14 protein-coding genes are annotated in these 18,755 nt (G+C 48.4%); 8 read left to right on the plus strand and 6 right to left on the minus strand.

The window, feature by feature from the left end; all coding sequences use genetic code 11:
• Nucleotides 1-196 precede the first annotated feature (196 nt).
• The 3 genes from mazG to EOO50_RS13805 all read left to right on the plus strand — a co-directional run bounded on the left by mazG (nt 197) and on the right by EOO50_RS13805 (nt 5,085).
• Entirely contained in the window at nt 197-970 is a 774-nt protein-coding gene (mazG, locus tag EOO50_RS13795; protein WP_290840862.1) for a nucleoside triphosphate pyrophosphohydrolase, read from the plus strand.
• 115 nt (nt 971-1,085) lie between these two features.
• Nucleotides 1,086-1,385 carry an antibiotic biosynthesis monooxygenase gene (locus tag EOO50_RS13800; protein ID WP_290840863.1) on the plus strand — a complete coding sequence of 100 codons (300 nt, stop codon included), beginning with the start codon at nt 1,086-1,088 and terminating at the stop codon, nt 1,383-1,385.
• A gap of 154 nt (nt 1,386-1,539) precedes the next feature.
• Nucleotides 1,540-5,085 carry a choice-of-anchor I family protein gene (locus EOO50_RS13805; protein ID WP_290840864.1) on the plus strand — a complete coding sequence of 1,182 codons (3,546 nt, stop codon included), beginning with the start codon at nt 1,540-1,542 and terminating at the stop codon, nt 5,083-5,085.
• Nucleotides 5,086-5,349: 264 nt separating this feature from the next.
• On the opposite strand, the gene EOO50_RS13810 is transcribed toward EOO50_RS13805, so the two are convergent.
• The 5 genes from EOO50_RS13810 to EOO50_RS13830 all read right to left on the minus strand — a co-directional run bounded on the left by EOO50_RS13810 (nt 5,350) and on the right by EOO50_RS13830 (nt 13,335).
• Nucleotides 5,350-7,170, minus strand: a complete 1,821-nt coding sequence (locus EOO50_RS13810; RefSeq protein ID WP_290840885.1) for a DUF349 domain-containing protein — start codon at nt 7,168-7,170, stop codon at nt 5,350-5,352.
• A gap of 731 nt (nt 7,171-7,901) precedes the next feature.
• A complete protein-coding gene (locus EOO50_RS13815; protein WP_290840865.1) occupies nt 7,902-8,657 on the minus strand; it encodes a shikimate dehydrogenase in 756 nt (251 codons plus the stop codon).
• A gap of 60 nt (nt 8,658-8,717) precedes the next feature.
• Nucleotides 8,718-10,118 carry a tetratricopeptide repeat protein gene (locus EOO50_RS13820; protein ID WP_290840866.1) on the minus strand — a complete coding sequence of 467 codons (1,401 nt, stop codon included), beginning with the start codon at nt 10,116-10,118 and terminating at the stop codon, nt 8,718-8,720.
• Nucleotides 10,119-10,323: 205 nt separating this feature from the next.
• Nucleotides 10,324-11,529 (minus strand): aspartate aminotransferase family protein, encoded by a 1,206-nt coding sequence (locus EOO50_RS13825; RefSeq protein WP_290840867.1) that lies wholly within the window; start codon nt 11,527-11,529, stop codon nt 10,324-10,326.
• 117 nt (nt 11,530-11,646) lie between these two features.
• Entirely contained in the window at nt 11,647-13,335 is a 1,689-nt protein-coding gene (locus EOO50_RS13830) for an OstA-like protein (RefSeq protein ID WP_290840886.1), read from the minus strand.
• A gap of 58 nt (nt 13,336-13,393) precedes the next feature.
• On the opposite strand from EOO50_RS13830, the gene EOO50_RS13835 reads away from it, so the two are divergent.
• The 5 genes from EOO50_RS13835 (at nt 13,394) to EOO50_RS13855 (ending at nt 17,331) form a co-directional block, all read left to right on the plus strand.
• Nucleotides 13,394-13,639, plus strand: a complete 246-nt coding sequence (locus EOO50_RS13835; protein ID WP_290840868.1) for a hypothetical protein — start codon at nt 13,394-13,396, stop codon at nt 13,637-13,639.
• Nucleotides 13,640-13,707: 68 nt separating this feature from the next.
• Entirely contained in the window at nt 13,708-15,498 is a 1,791-nt protein-coding gene (locus EOO50_RS13840; protein ID WP_290840887.1) for an alpha-amylase family protein, read from the plus strand.
• Between the two features lie 23 nt (nt 15,499-15,521).
• Nucleotides 15,522-16,181 carry a hypothetical protein gene (locus tag EOO50_RS13845; RefSeq protein ID WP_290840869.1) on the plus strand — a complete coding sequence of 220 codons (660 nt, stop codon included), beginning with the start codon at nt 15,522-15,524 and terminating at the stop codon, nt 16,179-16,181.
• Between the two features lie 24 nt (nt 16,182-16,205).
• On the plus strand, nt 16,206-16,646 hold the full coding sequence (locus tag EOO50_RS13850; RefSeq protein ID WP_290840870.1) for a PH domain-containing protein: 441 nt from the start codon (nt 16,206-16,208) through the stop codon (nt 16,644-16,646).
• A gap of 25 nt (nt 16,647-16,671) precedes the next feature.
• Entirely contained in the window at nt 16,672-17,331 is a 660-nt protein-coding gene (locus EOO50_RS13855) for a hypothetical protein (RefSeq protein WP_290840871.1), read from the plus strand.
• Here the strand turns inward: EOO50_RS13855 and nhaA are convergent.
• A complete protein-coding gene (gene nhaA / locus EOO50_RS13860) occupies nt 17,321-18,481 on the minus strand; it encodes a Na+/H+ antiporter NhaA (protein WP_290840872.1) in 1,161 nt (386 codons plus the stop codon). The genes EOO50_RS13855 and nhaA overlap by 11 nt on opposite strands.
• Between the last annotated feature and the right edge of the window lie 274 nt (nt 18,482-18,755).

An 18,755-nucleotide genomic window follows, 5' to 3' on the forward strand; every position in this document is an offset into this window, starting at 1 on the left:
TGCCTGAGTGCCTGAGTGCCTGAGTGCCTGAGTGCCTGAGTGCCTGAGTGCCTGAGTGCCTGAGTGCCTGAGTGCTGGTGAATGGTTATGAGGTGCAGGGTTTAGGGTTCGGGTTCTGTCCAGTCGAAAATCGTCACCAAGTCGGAAGGCAAGCATTCAAATCAACAAATCAACAAATCAACAAATCAACAACAAAATGAACACCCGCGAACAACAACTCTCCGCCTTCAATCGACTTCTCGACATCATGGACGACTTGCGTACCAAATGTCCGTGGGACAAAAAGCAAACCTTGCAAACACTTCGTCATCTCACCATCGAGGAAACCTACGAACTCGGCGATGCGATTCTCGACAGTAATCTGCAGGAAGTCAAAAAAGAGTTGGGTGATTTGTTGCTGCATATTGTTTTCTATGCGAAAATCGGAAGCGAGACAAATGATTTTGACATCGCCGACGTGGCGAATGAGATTTGTGAGAAACTGATCCATCGCCATCCGCATATTTATGGAGATGTTGAAGTCAAGGACGAGGAAGAAGTCAAGCAAAACTGGGAAAAACTCAAACTTAAAGAAGGAAAAAAGTCAGTGTTGGAAGGCGTTCCGAAATCACTTCCGGCTTTGGTTAAGGCATCGAGAATTCAGGACAAAGCGAAAGGAGTCGGATTCGATTGGGAGGAACCACATCAGGTTTGGGATAAGGTCGAGGAAGAAATCGAGGAATTCAAAGCCGAGATCAAGTCAGGAAACCAAGAGAAAATAGAAGAAGAATTCGGTGATGTTTTGTTTTCGATGATCAACTACGCGCGATTTTTGGACATAAATCCTGAGGATGCGCTCGAAAGGACGAACAAGAAATTCATCAAACGCTTCCAATACCTGGAAAGTAAAGCCGGCGAGTTGGGGAAATCGTTGAGCGACATGACTTTGGCGGAGATGGATGTGTTTTGGAATGAGGCGAAAAAACTGTAAGTGTCTTTGTTTTGGGCATGTCGCGTAAAAAAAAATGACCCTGACAGGGTAAAATATTCATTTAACCCGAAACACCATACACTTTTCCCGTACTAAATATTAATAAACCGATCCGATGTATGCCGTAATCTTCACATCCACCAAAACTGCCAATGACGACGGCTATGACGAAATGTCCATCCGAATGATCGAACTCGCCAAACAACAGCCTGGCTTTATTGCCATTGAATCGGCGAGAAGCGAACTCGGCATCACCGTTTCATATTGGGAAGATCTCGATGCGATCAAAAATTGGAAACAAAACAGCGAACATCTTTTTGCCCAGCAAACCGGCAGGAAAAAATGGTACAAAAACTACAGCGTTCGAATCGCAAAAGTTGAGCGCGAATATTCGTTCGGGGAGTTTGGAAACTAATACCTGCAGTTTCCAATTCCATAAACATAAAATAACCTCGAAACATTCCCCTAAACTTTAGCTTCACTTTTGTTGACTCAACTGTAAACTTCGCGTAACCGAAACAGCCTTTCACGAGGATTAACTTGCGTTCCCAACAAACACAAGACAACCCATGAAAAAAATTACGCTGTTCTGCTGCCTTTCTTTTGCAGCTTTTTGCCAGGCACAACTCACACAACCCGGCGACATCGCATTTGTTGGCTTCAACGCCGACGGCGACGACGATATCGCGTTCGTAACCTTCAAAGAAATCGCACCGAATACGAATATTTACTTTTGCGATTCCGAATGGAACGGAAGTGGTTTCGGTACTGACGAAGGTGACTTTACCTGGTCGTCAGGAATCCAAGCGATTCCAGCCGGAACGGTTGTCCGCATCAACAGCCTGAGTGCTACGATCAATGCCTCGGCAGGTGTAATCTCCCAAACGAACGCCGGAGGAATTTCATCTTCGAGCGACGCCATGTTCGCGTTTCTGGGAACAGCGCCACGCGTCGCGACGATTCACCTGGCGGCCATCGCAAATTCATCGTCGGCTTTCGGAACACTTGAAAATACAGGGCTTAACGCCGGTACGACAGCAATCGCTCTTCCTGAAGGAATGGACATGGCCAACTATAACGGCCCGAGAAATGGTCTCGATATCAACGGTTACCATGCCCAACTTGGTTCAATCGCAAACTGGCAACTCGAAGACACGGCCGCCGATGACCACAATAACGGCGTCACACCCGATACGCCTTTCAATACGACGCAATTCACGATTTCAAATACCGACGGAACGCCTCCATCAGTCGCGTCGGTGCAACCTGCACAAACTTCGTTGTCGCTTGTTTTCTCGGAAAGTGTAGTCGAAGATCAAGCCGAAAATATCGCCAATTACGCCTTTTCACCGGCAATCGCGATCACATCGGCCGTATACGATGCAGTGTTAAACAAAGTCACGCTCACGCACGCAGGATTTACGCCCGGCGTTTCTTATGTGTTGACCGCCCAAAACATCAACGACGTCGCGAACAACGAAATGGCATTGTTCACAAGCGAGCCGATTTTCCACAACTTGCTGGCTTCAGGATTGGTGATTACCGAAATCATGTATAACGCGCCGTCCGATAACAGCGACAATCTCGAATTTCTCGAAATCTACAACAACACGAACACCGCGATCGCACTCGGCGGCATCCGCGTGAAAGACGAAGGCAATTTCGTATATCGATTCCCTGAAATGTCGTTGGCGTCTCACACGACAGTTCTGCTTGCGACCGACAAGACCAGCGCCGACGCATTCTACGGCGTTTCGTTTCTCGACATGCCGCAGGGAATTTCGAACGCACTTGGAAACGGTGGTGAATTGTTGCAAATCCTCAACACCCAAGACGCAGTAATTTCTCAGATGACGTACGACGATGGCGGTTTATGGCCGACTTCAGCAGACGGGAACGGACCTTCTATCGAACTGCTCGATGCCAACGGAAACTTGAGTTCGGGAAGCAATTGGCAACCCGCCACGAACCTCGTCGGACAATCGCTTGGACTTGATGTCTACGCGTCGCCGGGCATTTTCACGCCGAGCAGCACCCAAACCGTAGCGTTCGATTCCCAGTATCTTTTGGTCGATGAGACAAACGGGACGGTTTCTGTTTCGGTAAATCTTTCAAATGCGTCGGCAAACCCAGTGACGGTCCAGCTTTCGGTCATGCCGAATATCGGAACCGCGGTAGCCGGAGAAGATTTCACGTTCACGACGCAAAGCATCACATTTCCCGCCAACAGCAACACGCCCGTAACGATACAGATTCCGATAATCGAAACGGCTCAGGATGGAGACAACCGCTTTTTTGTACTGCAACTTTCAGGTGCCAACAACGCGTCGTTGGGCGGCATCTCAACCCAAACCGTTTATATCACCGACAATTCAGGCGCGCCGGTTGCATCTGAAGCACTCGATTTGGAATATCTCGACAGCTATTTGGTCGACGCCAATGGTTCGGCCGAAATCGTCACGCACGATCCGGTTTCACAGCGTTTGTTCGTCGTCAACTCGACGGCCACGAAACTTGCGATTTTGGATTTTTCCAACGCCGAAAACATCCAAGAAGTCGCGATGATCGACATGTCGCAATACGGAATAGGGGCGACCAGCGTTTCGTTCAAGAATGGAATCGTAGCCGCAACGGTTGAAGGCGCCGACTTCGGCAACGGGAAAGTCGTACTGATGGACGTAAACGGAAACAACGTAAAAGTAGTCGAAGCCGGAGTCTTGCCCGACATGGTCACGTTTTCTCCCGACGGAACGAAAGTTCTCACAGCAAACGAAGGCCAGCCGAACAGCGATTACACGATCGATCCTGAAGGAAGCGTTTCGGTAATTGACGTTTCGGCGGGTCTTGCGAACGTGACCCAGGCGAATGTAACGACGATCAACTTCAACGCCTTCGATTCACAGGAAGCCCAACTGAGATCGGCGGGAGTGCGTATCTTCGGGCCGAACGCTTCGGTTTCACAGGATTTCGAGCCTGAGTATATCACGATTTCAGCCGACGGACAAACGGCTTGGGTAACCTTGCAGGAAAACAACGCGATCGCGAAAATCGACCTGACGACGAACACGGTGACGCAAATCATGCCATTGGGGACGAAAGACCACAGCATCGAAGGAAACGGAATCGATACGTCTGACCAACTTCCTGCGGTTTTCGTCGCAAACTGGCCCATAAAAGGAATGTTCATGCCCGACGCCATGGCGAACTACACGATCGGCGGCGTTCCCTATTTGGTTACGGCGAACGAAGGCGACGTGCGTGAATACGATGGTCTCGAGGAAGAAATGAAAGTCGGTGACGCCGATTACGTATTGGATCCGACAATTTTTCCGAACGCGAACATATTGAAAAGTAACAGCAACCTCGGGCGTCTAGTCGTGACGGGCGTTTCAGGCGACACGGACGGCGACGGCGATTTCGACGAGATCAACGTTTTCGGGACGCGCTCGTTCTCAATCTGGAATGGAAACACGGGCGAACTCGTTTTCGACAGCGGAGACGATTTCGAACGCATTACGGCTGCTGACCCGGTCTTCGGTGCGATGTACAACGCGAGCAACGACAACGGAAACTTCAAGAACCGTTGCGACAACAAAGGTCCTGAGCCCGAAGGCGTGACCGTCGCCCAGATAAATGGAGCGACTTACGCATTCGTTACGTTGGAAAGAATCGGCGGCGTCATGGTATACGACATCACGAACCCGCAAGCACCGGTTTTCGTTTCGTACAAGAACAGCCGCAATACAACCGGAGCCGGCGGCGACCTCGGTCCTGAAGGAATCATCTACATCAAGCCAGCCGACAGCCCGACGCAAACCGGATTGGTCGTTATGGCCAACGAAGTCAGCGCGACATTGAGCATTTACAAAATCACGAACGATTTGCTGAACGCGACCGATTTCGATCCGTCAAGCAAATTCACGGTATATCCGAATCCGGCGCGAGGTGGTCAACTATTCCTGAGCCGTCCGGCATCGGTAACGTTGTACGATTTGTCGGGCCGTTCGGTCATGTCGGCGAAAGACGTATCGTTGTTAGACATATCGAACTGCTCAAGCGGAATCTACATTTTAAGGACTACCGATGGCTTCTCAACGAAAGTCATCATCGAGTAGATGTTAGTTTTTTATTTTTAGTTAAGGCCATCCTTCGGGGTGGCTTTTTCTTTTTGGGCGACGGTCAAATACCGTCAAAGACATCGCTAACCCGTAAATTCGGAGGAGATTTTTACGCCGCGCACAAGCAAAAATCCAATAAATACTTCCGGACAGTCTCGCTGAGCCTTGTCCAGAAAGACTTGGCGCTCCGTCTTTTCGTGGCATCAATACCAAATGCAAAGCATTTTAAATAAAAAATCCCGCGAAAAGCGGGATCCTATATTACTGCTGCATATTTCGCAGCTGTTTCAATTTTTGTTTCAACGTATCGAGTTCCTCTTTATGCCGCTCGATATTCTTCCGAACCTCCGCTACCATCGGATTATCCTTTTTAGCGTTGGCGAAGAATTGGATGTTGTTTTCAAGCTGGAAAATCTCTCCCTGAACTTCATCGATCTTCCTCATCAGGAAAATCTTCTCGTTGTCAAGCTTGCGCGTCTCGTCGCTTCCTGCAAGAGCTTCCACGCGATTCGTGAAACGAACCATATCGGTTTCTTTCTTGCTCAGGCTCAATTTTTCGAACAAGGCATCGAGGATCTTATTGAATTTTCCTTCGATATGACGCTTTGAAAACGGCACTTTACCGAACGACTTCCATTTTTCGATATGCGCTTTGATCGCGTCGAGATCGGTTTTGTGGCTGCCCGTCATTTCAACCGTACGCAATTCGTCGAGGTAATTTTTCTTGCTTTCGAAAGCCGTGTTTTCCTCGTCGCTCGATTCGGAACGCGATGCTTTGAGTTTTTCGAAATAATGGTTGCAGGCTTCCTTGAAATCCTTCCAGATTTTGTCGGAATATTTTCTCGGCACATGACCGATCGTTTTCCATTCTTCCTGGATTTGCTTCATCACCGGAGTCGTAACGGCAAAATCGTCGCTGTTCTGCAACGCTTTCGCTTTCTCGACCAAAGCCATTTTCTTATTCAAATTGTCCTGCTGGTCTTTTTTGATGTCTTTGTAGAACGAGTTTTTGTTCGCGTTGAAATTGCGCACGGCCGTTTTAAATGCCGACCAGGTTTCCTCGTTTACTTCGGCCGGGACTTTTCCGGCCGCGAAGAATTCGTTTCGCAACGCTTCGACCTTTTCGATCTGGCCTTGCCACTGTCCGTGAGCGGTTACAGGTTCTGCGGTTACGGCATCGATGCGCGCGATGATGTCTTTTTTCTTGTCAAGATTCTCGGTTTCCTTGCCTCGCAACGATTCGTAAAGCGATTCGCGTTTGTCGTGCATCTGGCGCGTAAGTTCGCTGAATCGGTTCCAGATTTCTTCGCGGTGCTCGCGCGAGACCGGACCGATGTCTTCCTTCCAAAGTCGGTGCAGATCCTGCAATTCGCGGAATGCCTTGTTCACATCGGCTTCGTTGACCAATTCCTCGGCGCGTGCGATGATCTTCTGCTTGCGTTCCAGGTTGTGCTTGAAATCCTGGTCGCGTGCGTCGCGATCGAGGTGAAGGTAATCGTAGAAATTCTCCACGTGGAAATGGTAATTGTTCCAAACGTGGTTGTATTTGTCCTTGGGAATCGGGCCAGCCGTTCTCCAACGATCGCGCAATTCGTTGAAATGCTTGAGCGTATCCTTTATGTTTTCCTGCGGATTGATGAGATTTTTGAGTTCCTCGACGATCGCCAATCGATTTTGCAAATTGCCTTCAAGATTCGATTGGACGCTTTTGAAATGCGTGTTTTTCTTGTCGCGATATTGGTTGTATAGCTTGTCGAACTGCGACTTCAGTGGTAAATGATATTCGAATTCCTCGGTCGTTTCAGGGTTTTCGGCCTGCCATTCGTCTTTTTTCTCTTCGATGAAGTGGTTGTATTTTGAAAGGAACGCTGTTCTCAGGTGTTCGACGTGATCTTTCACCGACATTACTTTCTCGATGGACACGAGCTTTTCAAGTTCGGCCGTAAGCTGTTCCATCGAAAGCGTTTCGTAGTCGAGCATTTCAATATCGTGGCGTCCCGCAAGCGTTTCGTCTTCGCTTTCCTCTGCGTTCGCGTTTGAGATCGCGGCGACTGCTGCAATCGGATCGGGTTGGTCCAACACTTCGGAATTGTCCTCGGTTTCGATTTTTTCGTCGGCGACTTCCTCGTCGGTAAGAGAGACGACATTTGGCGCATCTTCGTCAGATGTTTCGCTTGAGACTTCCTCGTCGGCAGGTGAAATCACGTTCGGCGCTTCTTCGTCAGGTTGTTCGGATTCGGCGACGATCGCCTCGGCAATGCTCGCTTTCACTTCAGGTTCGCTGACGGCTTCTTCAGAACCTTCGGCTTTTTTCGTCACCATTTTAGGTTCGCTTGGAACGGAAGGCGCGGGCTCAATCACGACGTCATCGGGTTCGGGCGTGACTTCTGATTCCGGTTTCTCGGATTCGGCTACCAAGGCGTCGGCGATTCCCGCAGGTTCTGAAACAGTTTCAGGTTCGGTTTGCGTCTCTTCAATAGCGTTTGTTTCGTCGGACTTGGCTGGAGTTTCGTCTGCATCGCTCACTTCTGACGCAGCTTCTGTTTCGGCTGTCGGTTCGACTGTAGTATTTTCCTCACCTATAGCTTCAGTTGCCTCAGGTTGTGTTTGTTGTGCTTCGTTGTTTGGTTGTCCGTCTGCCTCGTGCAGGTTATCATTCTTCTCTTCTGACATGCGTATTCAATTAAATTAGCGTCCTAAGGTACTAAAGAGAGTTCAAAGTACAAAACAAAAAACGCTCAGAAGTCAGCGTTTATGGGCAATTCTCACACTTATTCGTTTTTGTCGGACAAGGTCGCCAATGTAAATAGGCTTTATTTATTCCAGATTTTCCACGCTTTTTCGGCTTGGAACACGAGCATGTCGTAACCGTTTTTGACGATTGCCCCATTTGCCGCGGCCCGTTTCATGAACTCGGTTTCAGGCGGATTGTAGACCAAATCGAACGCGATGTGCTTGCCCGTAAAGTATTCGTAGGGAAGCGGTGGGCACTCGCCAACGTTGGGATGCGTGCCGGTCGGAGTGCAGTTTATGACGATTTGATGGTTGTCGAAAGTCGTCGAATTTATCCGGTTGTAATCGATCATTCCGGGTTTTTCCTCACGGGACACGAACGTGTGGAAAATCCCGAGTTCGAGCAGCGCGAATGCAACGGCTTTTGATGCGCCTCCGGTTCCTAAGATCAGCGCGCGTTGGTGATGCGGTTGCAATAAAGGCTCGAGCGATTTCTTGAAGCCGTAAGCGTCAGTATTGTAACCTTTTAGTTTTCCGTTTCTTTTAATGCGGATGGTGTTCACGGCTCCGATTTTCTGCGCTTTTCCTGACACTTCGTCCAAGAACGGAATCACGCTTTCCTTATATGGAATCGTGACGTTCAGGCCTGACAAATGCTGGGTTTGCGCGACTTCTTTTATTTTCGAGATCTCGTCGATGTCAAAATTCACGTAGCTGTAATCGTCAAGGCCAAGACTTTCGAACTTTTGTGCGAAATAACCCTTCGAGAACGAATACGAGATGTTTCGGCCCACGAGCCCGAAGATTTTTTTTTGGTGTTCGATATCAAGATCCATTCGGCTAAAATAAAAAAACCGATTCCAAAGAACCGGTTTTAGGGAAAATATAAAGAATTCTCAGTGTTCACTCTTGTACTTGTCAATCATGTTGCGTACGATTTTTCGTTCCCAAGCTACGGGAAACAAATCCTTCAACAGCTTGTGGTTCTTGAAATTAAGTCGCAATGCGTTGCTCAAGTGGAACTTTCCTTTTGCGTCGTCGCGCTGCATGAAATAAATTCCGGCAAGGCGATATTCGATCTCGTATTCGTCGGGGAAATATTCCGAGGCCTGCAACAATGTCGTCGTCGCGCTGTCGAATTCTCCGAGGAACTGCAAAATGTCAACCCAAAACAACCAGGTGTCGAGTTGGTAATCGCCCAATTCCACGGCTTTTCGATAACCGACTTCGGCTTCCTCGAAAAAGTTCATCTCCTTGTTGATTACGGCGTAACGCTTCCAGTACAATCGGTTCGAATTGTCGATGTTTAAAGCCTTGTTCACGTAAAACAACGCTTTTTGGAAGTTCTTTTCGCGTACATAAAAATCGGTAATCGCGATCCAGCCTTTATCGAGCAACGGATCTTCATGAACCGTTTTGTTGTAATATTTTAACGCTAACGCTTTCTTGCCAAGTTTTTCGTAGCATTTCCCGATGCGCAACAACGCGTATGACGTCGGATCGTCGATCTCGATCGTACGGTTGTAGCTTTCGATCGCTTCGTCGTAACGCTTCAATCTCTCGAGCGATTTGCCTTTTTCCATGAACGCGCCAAGGAATTCCTCGTCGATCAACGTGGCATAATCGAACGCGCGCAACGCTTCCTCATATTGCTTGATGCCGTAATGCAGACGGCCCATTTGGTGCCAGGCGATTTCGCTGTACGGATTTCGGTCGATGTATTGGTTCAGGTATTCGATGGCTTCGACGTTCTGATCGAGGAATTCGAAACAATACACGACGTTGTACAACGCGGCCTGATCTTCAGTGTCTTCCTCAAGGCATTTGATGAAATTTTCTTTCGCCAGTTCCAAATTGTCCATGAACAGATATTCCATGCCCATCAAATTGTATACGTCGGCGTAATCCTCAGTATACGTAAGGGCAATCTTTAACTGCTCAACGGCTTCCTCGTGCTTGTCGCGTTTGGAAAAGATGTTGGCTTTCTGGATATAAATTTCTTCGTTGTGGGGCTCGAGCGCAAACAGTTCGTTCAAAAGCTTTTCAGCCTGATCCAGTTTGTCGTCGTAAATCAGCATCTCGACCTGCACCAATTTCAGACCTGTCGATCTTGGATGTTGTTCAAGCGCCAATTTTAGGGCTTTCTTTGCCAGTGAGGCTTTACCCGTATCAAGGTAATGGAGAATGATGTCCTCAAATTCCTCTGAATCAAAAAAGAGGACTTTGTTGGTTTTCAACATCGATTCGAATTTAGATAAGGATAAGCTGTATTCTTCGTCTTCGTTGCTTAGTTGCATACTTAAAATCTTTAGAATTATCCTGCGACTAAAATTAGCTATGTAGCCTATCGTTAGCCGTTGCAGCGGACAATTGTTGTGAACAATTTAATTAACACATGTTTCACAGTACTATTCGGAGGGTCATGATCTTAGGACGTACAATCCCGATGATGGTGCGGTTCCTTTAACCGCAATGGTGACAAATCAATCTCTTCTAATGGAATTAAACGTGTAATTCCGCCTGTACTTCATTGAGCGCCTCGAGCAAAATCGCGCAACCTTCCCGTATCTCATCCTCAGATATCGTAAGCGGTGGCGTAATGCGTATGGCGCAGCCTTCAAAGAGCAGCCAGAATAGAATGAGTCCTTTGTCCTGGCATTTCAAAATCACCTTGTCGGTGACTTGCGCAGATGGCGTCATAGCTGCAAGCATGAGTCCTTTTCCGCGTATTTCGGTTATCAAATTATGTTCCAACAATTCCCGGAACAGCATTTCTTTCTCTAATGTCTGCGGAATCAACTTTGTTTCAATGATTTCGCGCAAAGTGGCCAAACAGGCTGCCGCAATGACAGGATGTCCGCCAAAAGTGGTGACGTGTCCGAGTTTCGGGTCATGGCTCAACAAATCCATCATTTTGCCCGACGCGACGAACGCTCCCACAGGCATTCCGCCGCCCATTCCTTTTCCTATGACAAGTACGTCAGGAACGGCTCCGTAGTTTTCGAATCCGAATAGTTTTCCGGTTCTCCCGAAACCCGGTTGTATTTCATCGACGATCATCAACGCGCCGACTTCGGTGCAACGCTCGCGTACCTTTTTGAACCAATCGTCCTGCGGCTGGATGAAACCGGCGCCACCTTGGATGCTTTCAAGGATTACGCCCGCGGTTTTCGTAGTGATTTTTGCGAGGTCTGCTTCAGAATTGAACGTGATGAAATCCACATCGGGAATCAAAGGCCTGAATATTTGTTTGCGCTCCTCAAAACCCATAACGCTCATCGAGCCCATCGTATTGCCGTGATAGGCGTTTCGGCACGAAATAAGTTGGGAACGGCCGGTCACGCGGCGTGCGAGTTTAAGCGCGCCTTCAGTAGCTTCAGTTCCCGAGTTGACAAGATATACTTTGTCAAGCGGATCGGGGAGCAGCGAAGCCAATAATTTGCAGTATTCCGTCGCCGGATGTTGGGCGTATTCCCCGTAAACCATCACGTGCGAATATTTCTGCAACTGTTCGTTGATCGCATCGTTCACACGTTTGTTCACATGTCCGACTGAACAAGCCGAAACGCCTGCCACAAAATCCAAATATTTCTTGCCCGACGTATCGTAAATGTACGAACCCGAAGCGTGCGAAACTTCCATTCCCAAAGGAAACGGCGAGGTCTGCGCCTGATATTCAAAAAAATCTGATTTTGAAGTTGTGGTCATATTTGTGAAATGATGCAGAAAAAATGTAGCGGGGTAATTGGATTTTTTTGGAGTTTTGTTTGTGATCTGAAAATCTGAAAATCTGAAATCTGAAAATCTGAATTCCAAATTCCAAAATCACTTCATCTCCGGCAAACTTTTCTGCCCTGCCGGTTTCGCCACTTTCGCTTTCGGTTTCGATTTCAACAAACCTTTTCCTTTAGCCGGAGCGGTTTTCCCGGCATTCGGTTTATCGTAATCGAGCGTTTCCTTTCGAATTTCCATAGGTTTGTTTTCCTCGGCCATTTCCTTTTTGCCCTCGGCGACCAGTTTGGCGTCGAGTTCGTTTTCCTCGGGAGGGAAAATATCGTCCTTGCTTTTTATTCGTTCGTCTCCACGCCACGTAAAGCCTCGCAACTTGCGCGCGTTCTCGGGAAAATCCTTTTCAGGTGTGATTTCTCCGGCCGGCGAATCGTAAACGGTCATCGTCTCGATCTTGTTCTTGTCGAGGATCAGGTTGATGCGACTTCCCGCCGACTTGTTGATCCCGATCAAGCTCTGGTCTTCGTCGCGCATGTAATAAATACATTCCGTATTCTTCACGATGTCGACCTCGTGCAGTTTATTGTCGGCGAACTTTCCGTATAAATTCACGCCTTTTACCTGATTATAGCCCGGCCCGATCGTATCCTTCGCGATGATGAACGAATTGCCGAGCACTTTCAGGGAATCGAGTTTCTCCGTTTCTTTATTTCCGACGAGATGCATCACGTCGCCCGTAAGCTGGTTGTCGAAATTCCAAAGGATTGGTTTGCCGATGAGTTTCGTAAGGTTCGTGACCTGGGCCGAATGGATCGAATCGCACTTTCCGCTCAAATCGGTCTTGTAGAAACGCGCGTTCGGCCAGGCTCGGATCACGCGGGCGTCAGGTTTTCCCGTGAGCAGCAATTTTTTTCCATGTATGTAGACGGAATCGTTCTCGACCAGATTGATCGCGACCGCGCGCTTGGTCACGAACATCGAATCCTTGAGCTTGTAGACTTCGGCGTAATGGCCTTTGACCAAACCTTTGTTGATCGTATCGGTGATCTTCACGTTGCGCGTCGCCGATGCGAATTCCTTCGTCCTGTCGTAATACAAACTGTCGCCCTCGATGAGTCGGTCCTTATATCGTATGTAGGATTTCCGCAAAAAGTGCCCGACGTTGCGCTTGCTGTCGTAAAACCCTTTTTCAGTGTAAATGAAATTCTGCTCGCTCGTAATCGTCGATGGGCCGAACAGATACGCGTGACCCGAATTGTTGAAATAGTCCAAATGGTTCGACTTCATCACGTATTTCGGATTCGTCAGTACGACCGCGGTCAGGAACTGGAATTTTTTCTCGTTCGCATAGTAACGGCCCGTGTTGCTTTTTAGCACGTTGTCCTTGTTCAGAATAGTTCCGGGCGTCCGATAATACGCCTGCTGGATGTTTCGGTCAAAGTAAATCGTATCGGTCTTGAGCGTCATGTCGGGACTGCGCATCACGACGTTTCCGGTCGCGAACGCTTGTTTGTTCATGCCGTTGTATTCGGCGTAACGCCCGTCGAGGAAAAGCGTATCGCCCTGGATCATGTGAACATCGCCGAACGCTTTAATGTAATTCTCGTTCTCGAAAACATACGCTTTGTTGCATTTCAGAACCGCGCCGTCGTGGCTCACGCGCACATTCCCCGTGAGCAAAAGGGCGCCCGGAATCAAGGCTTCGTTTCGGTCGGCGAAATCGGAATATTCTACTTTGATGCGGCTTGGCGGTTTCTGCGCGTGCGACACCATCGGAGAAAGCATACCGCACAGGAACAGGAGAAAAAGCAATTTTTTCAATGCTGAAATTTTCGCCAAATTTATGAAAAAGGAAGGTGGAAGCGACGGTGTTAAGAATTATTTGGGTGAAAAAGTTTATTTGTTTATTTGTTTATTTGTTGATTGGAGAGATGGTTCCAAAGAAACTGATTTCCATGTCTTTGACGCAAGCTGCGATTTACAAAAAAACAGATTTTCGCGGGAGGCAATGATTCAAATCAACGAATCAACAAATCAACAAATCAACAACTCGACTATATTTGCAAAACACGAACAAAACGCCAAATGAAAAAACTAATTCTCCTCCTGCTGCTTCCGGCGTTTACCATCCAGGCGCAGGTTGTCGCCAGTAAAAAAATGAAGGAAAAACAAGCCCAAAGCAAAGTCGTTGTCTATCAAGTGTTCACGCGTCTTTTCGGAAACAAGGAAACCAAAAATAAGCCGTGGGGAACCATTAAGGAAAATGGAGTAGGCAAGTTCGCCGATTTTACCGACGTCGCGCTCCAGCAAATCCGCCAACTCGGCGTCACGCACATTTGGTACACGGGCGTTCCGCACCACGCGTTGGTCAACGATTACACGAAATACGGCATTTCCAACGACGATCCCGATGTCGTGAAAGGACGCGCGGGTTCGCCATACGCGGTCAAGGATTATTACAACGTCAATCCCGATCTTGCGACCGATCCGGCCAAACGTCTGCAGGAATTCGAAGCGCTTATCGAACGCTCGCACAAAGCGGGTTTGAAGGTCATCATCGACATCGTGCCGAACCACATCGCGCGCAAGTACGAAGGCAAGAACAACCCGAAAGGTGTCAAGGATTTCGGCGCTGGCGACAACAAGGAAGTCGAATACGACAAGAACAATGACTTTTATTACATTCCGGGACAGGATTTCCAGGTTCCGACGTCGAACGATTACAAACCATTGGGTGGCGACAAGAATCCATTGCTCGACGGAAAATTTTCTGAGAGTCCCGCAAAATGGACCGGAAACGGATCGCGCCAGGCGAAACCCGACATAAACGATTGGTATGAAACCGTAAAGATCAACTACGGAATCAGGCCCGACGGCTTGAAGGAATTCCCGCAACTGCCGTTCGGATACGACAAACAGGACTACAAGGCGCATTTCGAATTTTGGAAAGGCAAGGAGAAAGACGTGCCATCGTCGTGGAAGAAATTCCGTGATATCGCGCTGTATTGGACCGCGAAAGGCGTGGACGGTTTCCGTTACGACATGGCCGAGATGGTTCCCGTAGAATTCTGGAGCTACATGAATTCGGCGATAAAAATGAAAAATCCAAAAGCGTTCTTGCTCGCCGAAATTTACAATCCCGCCGAATATCGCAATTACGTGAACATCGGAAAAATGGATTATCTATATGACAAAGTCGATCTGTACGACAAACTCAAAGACGTGATCCAAGGAAAATCGAACCCTGACGAGATCGCGAAAATCCAGGAAGGTTACCGCGACATCGAGCACCATTTGCTGCATTTTCTCGAAAACCACGATGAGCAACGCATCGCGAGTCCTGAATTCGCGGGCAATGCGCACAAAGGAAAACCGATGATGGTGTTGTCGACCACGATCTCGACTTCTCCCACGATGGTCTATTTCGGACAGGAAGTAGGCGAGGCCGGAAAAGAAGACGCCGGTTTCGGAAAGCCATCTCGAACATCGATTTTCGATTACGTCGGCGTTCCGGCGCACCAACGCTGGATGAACGGCGGTAAATTCGATGGCGGAAAACTCACGAAAGAAGAAAAAACCTTGCGCGATTTCTACCAACGACTGCTCAATTTCTCGTTGACGAGTCCGGCTTTGATGGGCGAATATAAATCGTTGCAGTCGGCGAACCGAGCCAATGGCGAATATCCGCAGGATGTTTTCTCATTCGTGCGATGGAACGGCAAGCAAAAACTAATCGTCATCTGTAATTTCTCAAGCTCAAAAAGCAGCTTCTTCGATTTAATGATTCCCGCCGATGTCGTAAAAGAAATTGGACTGGCCGACGGTTCGTATATCATCCGCGACCAATTATACGGCAAAAGCACGATCAAACTCGGCGTCGAAAATGGCGTCGGACATGTAAAAGTGACGATCGCGCCATCGGAATCGTTCCTCTATCAAATCGATTGATGGAACGCCTCAAATTCATATCGATGGTAATCCTGCTAAGTTTGGTAAGTTGTGCCCAGGACAATTCACGGAAAGGCGGATTCAACAGTTGGGACGCACAGAATTTGCTGGGCGAAGTCCGACAATTGACGATGACGACGTTCGCCGCGGAAGTCGTCGGCTTACAGCGACACACTTCGAATACGCTGAGTTCGGTTACCTTCAAATTCGATAAAAAGGGATTTGAAGAAGTCATGGAATGTTATGACCAGGACGGCAAATTGGCGATAGTTTCCACACCTCAATACAGGAATGGCGTGGTTTCAGGTACGATTTCGAAAGATCTAACCGGGAAAACCACCGAAATCTGGACGATCACCAAAACGCACGACAATTTTTTCGCCGAGGAAATGCACAGTACGAAAGACGGAAAACCTTATCAAAAGGCCGTGAATTCTTTCGATGACAAAGGGCGGATTTCCAAGATCGAAGTCAGGGATGCCGATGGCAGTCTCTCGATGCGGATCGAACGCGACTATTACGATTCGGGCGACATGAAAAGTGAAAGGATAACTTATCCCGATCGCACGACCTTGAGCAAGTTTACTTACGTGAACCATGATAAACTCGGCAACTGGACCGAGCGTCTCGATGACGTCGACGGAAACATCCAACTCACCAAACGCGCGATCGCGTACTATTGACAACTAAAACTTTTGGCTCGGAACATGCTCGAAATGAAACTTGGAAAACACTGGCTTTGCTATGCGCCCGTGTGGTTTATTGCGATTATCTGCACATTGCTTATCGGGTTCGGAACGGGAAAAGTCGCCATGCTCGGATGGATTCTTTTCGGGTTCGATATCTTGGGCTATCTCTCGATACGAAACTATAAATGGACGGTTACGAACGGCGAATTGGTCGTCGAATCGGGCGTGTTGCCCTGGCAGAAGACGTACACTAAAATTCCCGCAGGAAGCCTTTACGGCATCACGGTGACCCGCGGATTCTTGGGTTGGTTCCTCGATTACGGAACGATCACGGTGAACGTGCTCGGCGGTTCGTCGTCGAAAATCATCGGCCGACACATGAAAGGCGCCCAACGTTTCATGGAAAGTTTCAACGGCGTGCAAACCGGAATACGACCGTCATCGCTCGAAAACAATTAACAACGGACAAGCAAACAACACAGATATGGCAATGGATGAATTCGTGACTTTTGAACGTTTCAATTCGAAAAATGAGGCGTCGGCATTGGGAGAATTTCTTGAAAAGAAAGGAATCGATTTCTTGATCGAGGACAATTCGGCGAATGTCGACCTAACATTTTCTGGCAATCTCGAAAAGGAATTCCGTGTGAAACTGCATCCCGATGATTTCGAGAAGGCGCAGAAAGCAGTCGAGGAATCGATGAATGATGAATTGCAGGACATTCCGGCCGATTATTATTTGCTTTCGTTTTCAGACGCCGAACTCCTCGACGTAATCGCGCACAAAGACGAATGGAGCGCTTTTGATTTCATGCTCGCACAAAAGCTGTTGCGCGACCGTGGCAGGGAATTGTCGGCCGAAGAACTTGATTCGATCCGCGACGCGCGCATGCACGAACTCGCGAAACCTGTCGAACGCCAATACGCCGCAATATTTTTCGGATATGCGTTCGCGCTTTTCGGAGGATTAATCGGAGTCCTGATCGGATGGGGATTGCGTTCGCGAAAGAAAACACTGCCCAATGGCGAAATCGTGCACGTCTATCAGGAAGCCGATCGCACCCAAGGTCGCTTTATTATCTACACGGGAATTTTTTGCGCGGTGATTTGGATTGTTTTAAAGTACTTTGTCTTCACGAAATAATTTTCGGTTTGTACTTCTTGCGCAACAGGAATTTGAGCACGACCAAACCTGAAACGCCCGATAACAACGATGCTATCAAAATCGCCATCTTCGACGTATTGATGAGTTGCTCGTCGTCGTACGCCAACAATGTGATGAAGATCGACATCGTAAACCCGATTCCACCCAGGATTCCAACCCCGAAAATGTGCTTCGCCTTTATGCCTTGAGGAAAACGGCAAAATTTCAATTTGACCGCGAGGTACGAAAACAGCCCGATTCCGAGTGGTTTTCCCACGAACAATCCCAAGATGATTCCGATTCCGGCCAAACTTGTGAGTCCGCTTTGCCAATGGTCGCCGAGCACGATCGCCGTGTTGGCTAGTGCAAAAAGCGGGAGTATGAAAAACGCGACGGGCGCATGGAGGAAATTCTGCACGAGATACGAGGTCGATTTCTCGTCCCCATTTCCGAATGGAAGCGCGAACGCGAGAAGGACGCCCGTAATTGTCGCATGGATTCCCGAATGATGCATGAACCACCACATCGCGACGCCGCCAACAGTGTACGGAATGATGTTTCGGACCTTGAAAACGAGGTTCAAAACGCCCAGCAAAGCGAAAATCCCGAGTGAAATCCCAAGATCGACAAACGAAATGCTTTTGGTGTAGAAAATCGCGATGACGAGAATCGCTCCCAAATCGTCGATCACGGCGAGTGCGGTCAAAAATACCTTGAGCGATGCGGGAACGCGATTGCCGAGCAGGGACAAAATCCCGACCGCGAATGCGATGTCGGTCGCCATTGGAATTCCGGCTCCGTTCTGTGCCGATGTGCCGAAGTTGATCGCCAAGTAAATCCCCGCGGGAACCAGCATGCCGCCGAGCGCCCCGAAAATAGGAAGGCTTGCGCGCTTCATGTCGCTGAGTTCACCATCGTAAATCTCACGTTCCAGTTCCAGCCCGATGAGCAAAAAGAAAATTGCCATCAAGCCATCGTTGATCCAACTTGTTATCGACATGTCGAAATATTCGCGCAGCCAAAACGCCTCGTAATGCGATTGCAACGCGCTGTTGGCCATGACCAGCGACACGATCGTTGCAATTATCAGGATGATTCCTCCCGACTTTTCAGACTCAAAAAAATTGTGGAATACTTTTGTTACGCGCATGGCCTAAAGATACGAATTTTCATGTTTTTTCGCGAGGATCGGCGCGTCGAACGTCGGTTAAAAAACAAAAAAGCCTCTATTGCAGAGGCTTACATCGTTTCGTCTTCCGGACCGTCGTGTTGCTGATCGGAATTCCGCATAAAGCGCCGACGTTGGGGTTTTCTTGTGCGAGCGAACGGGTGGAAAGCGCGCAGCCCCGTGACAGCCTCCTCGACGAACTGACACCCGTCATCTTTGTACCGAAAGGCGAAATCGAATATTGAAAGTAACGAAA

Source organism: Flavobacterium sp., assembly GCF_004211145.1.
GTDB lineage: Bacteria > Bacteroidota > Bacteroidia > Flavobacteriales > Flavobacteriaceae > Flavobacterium.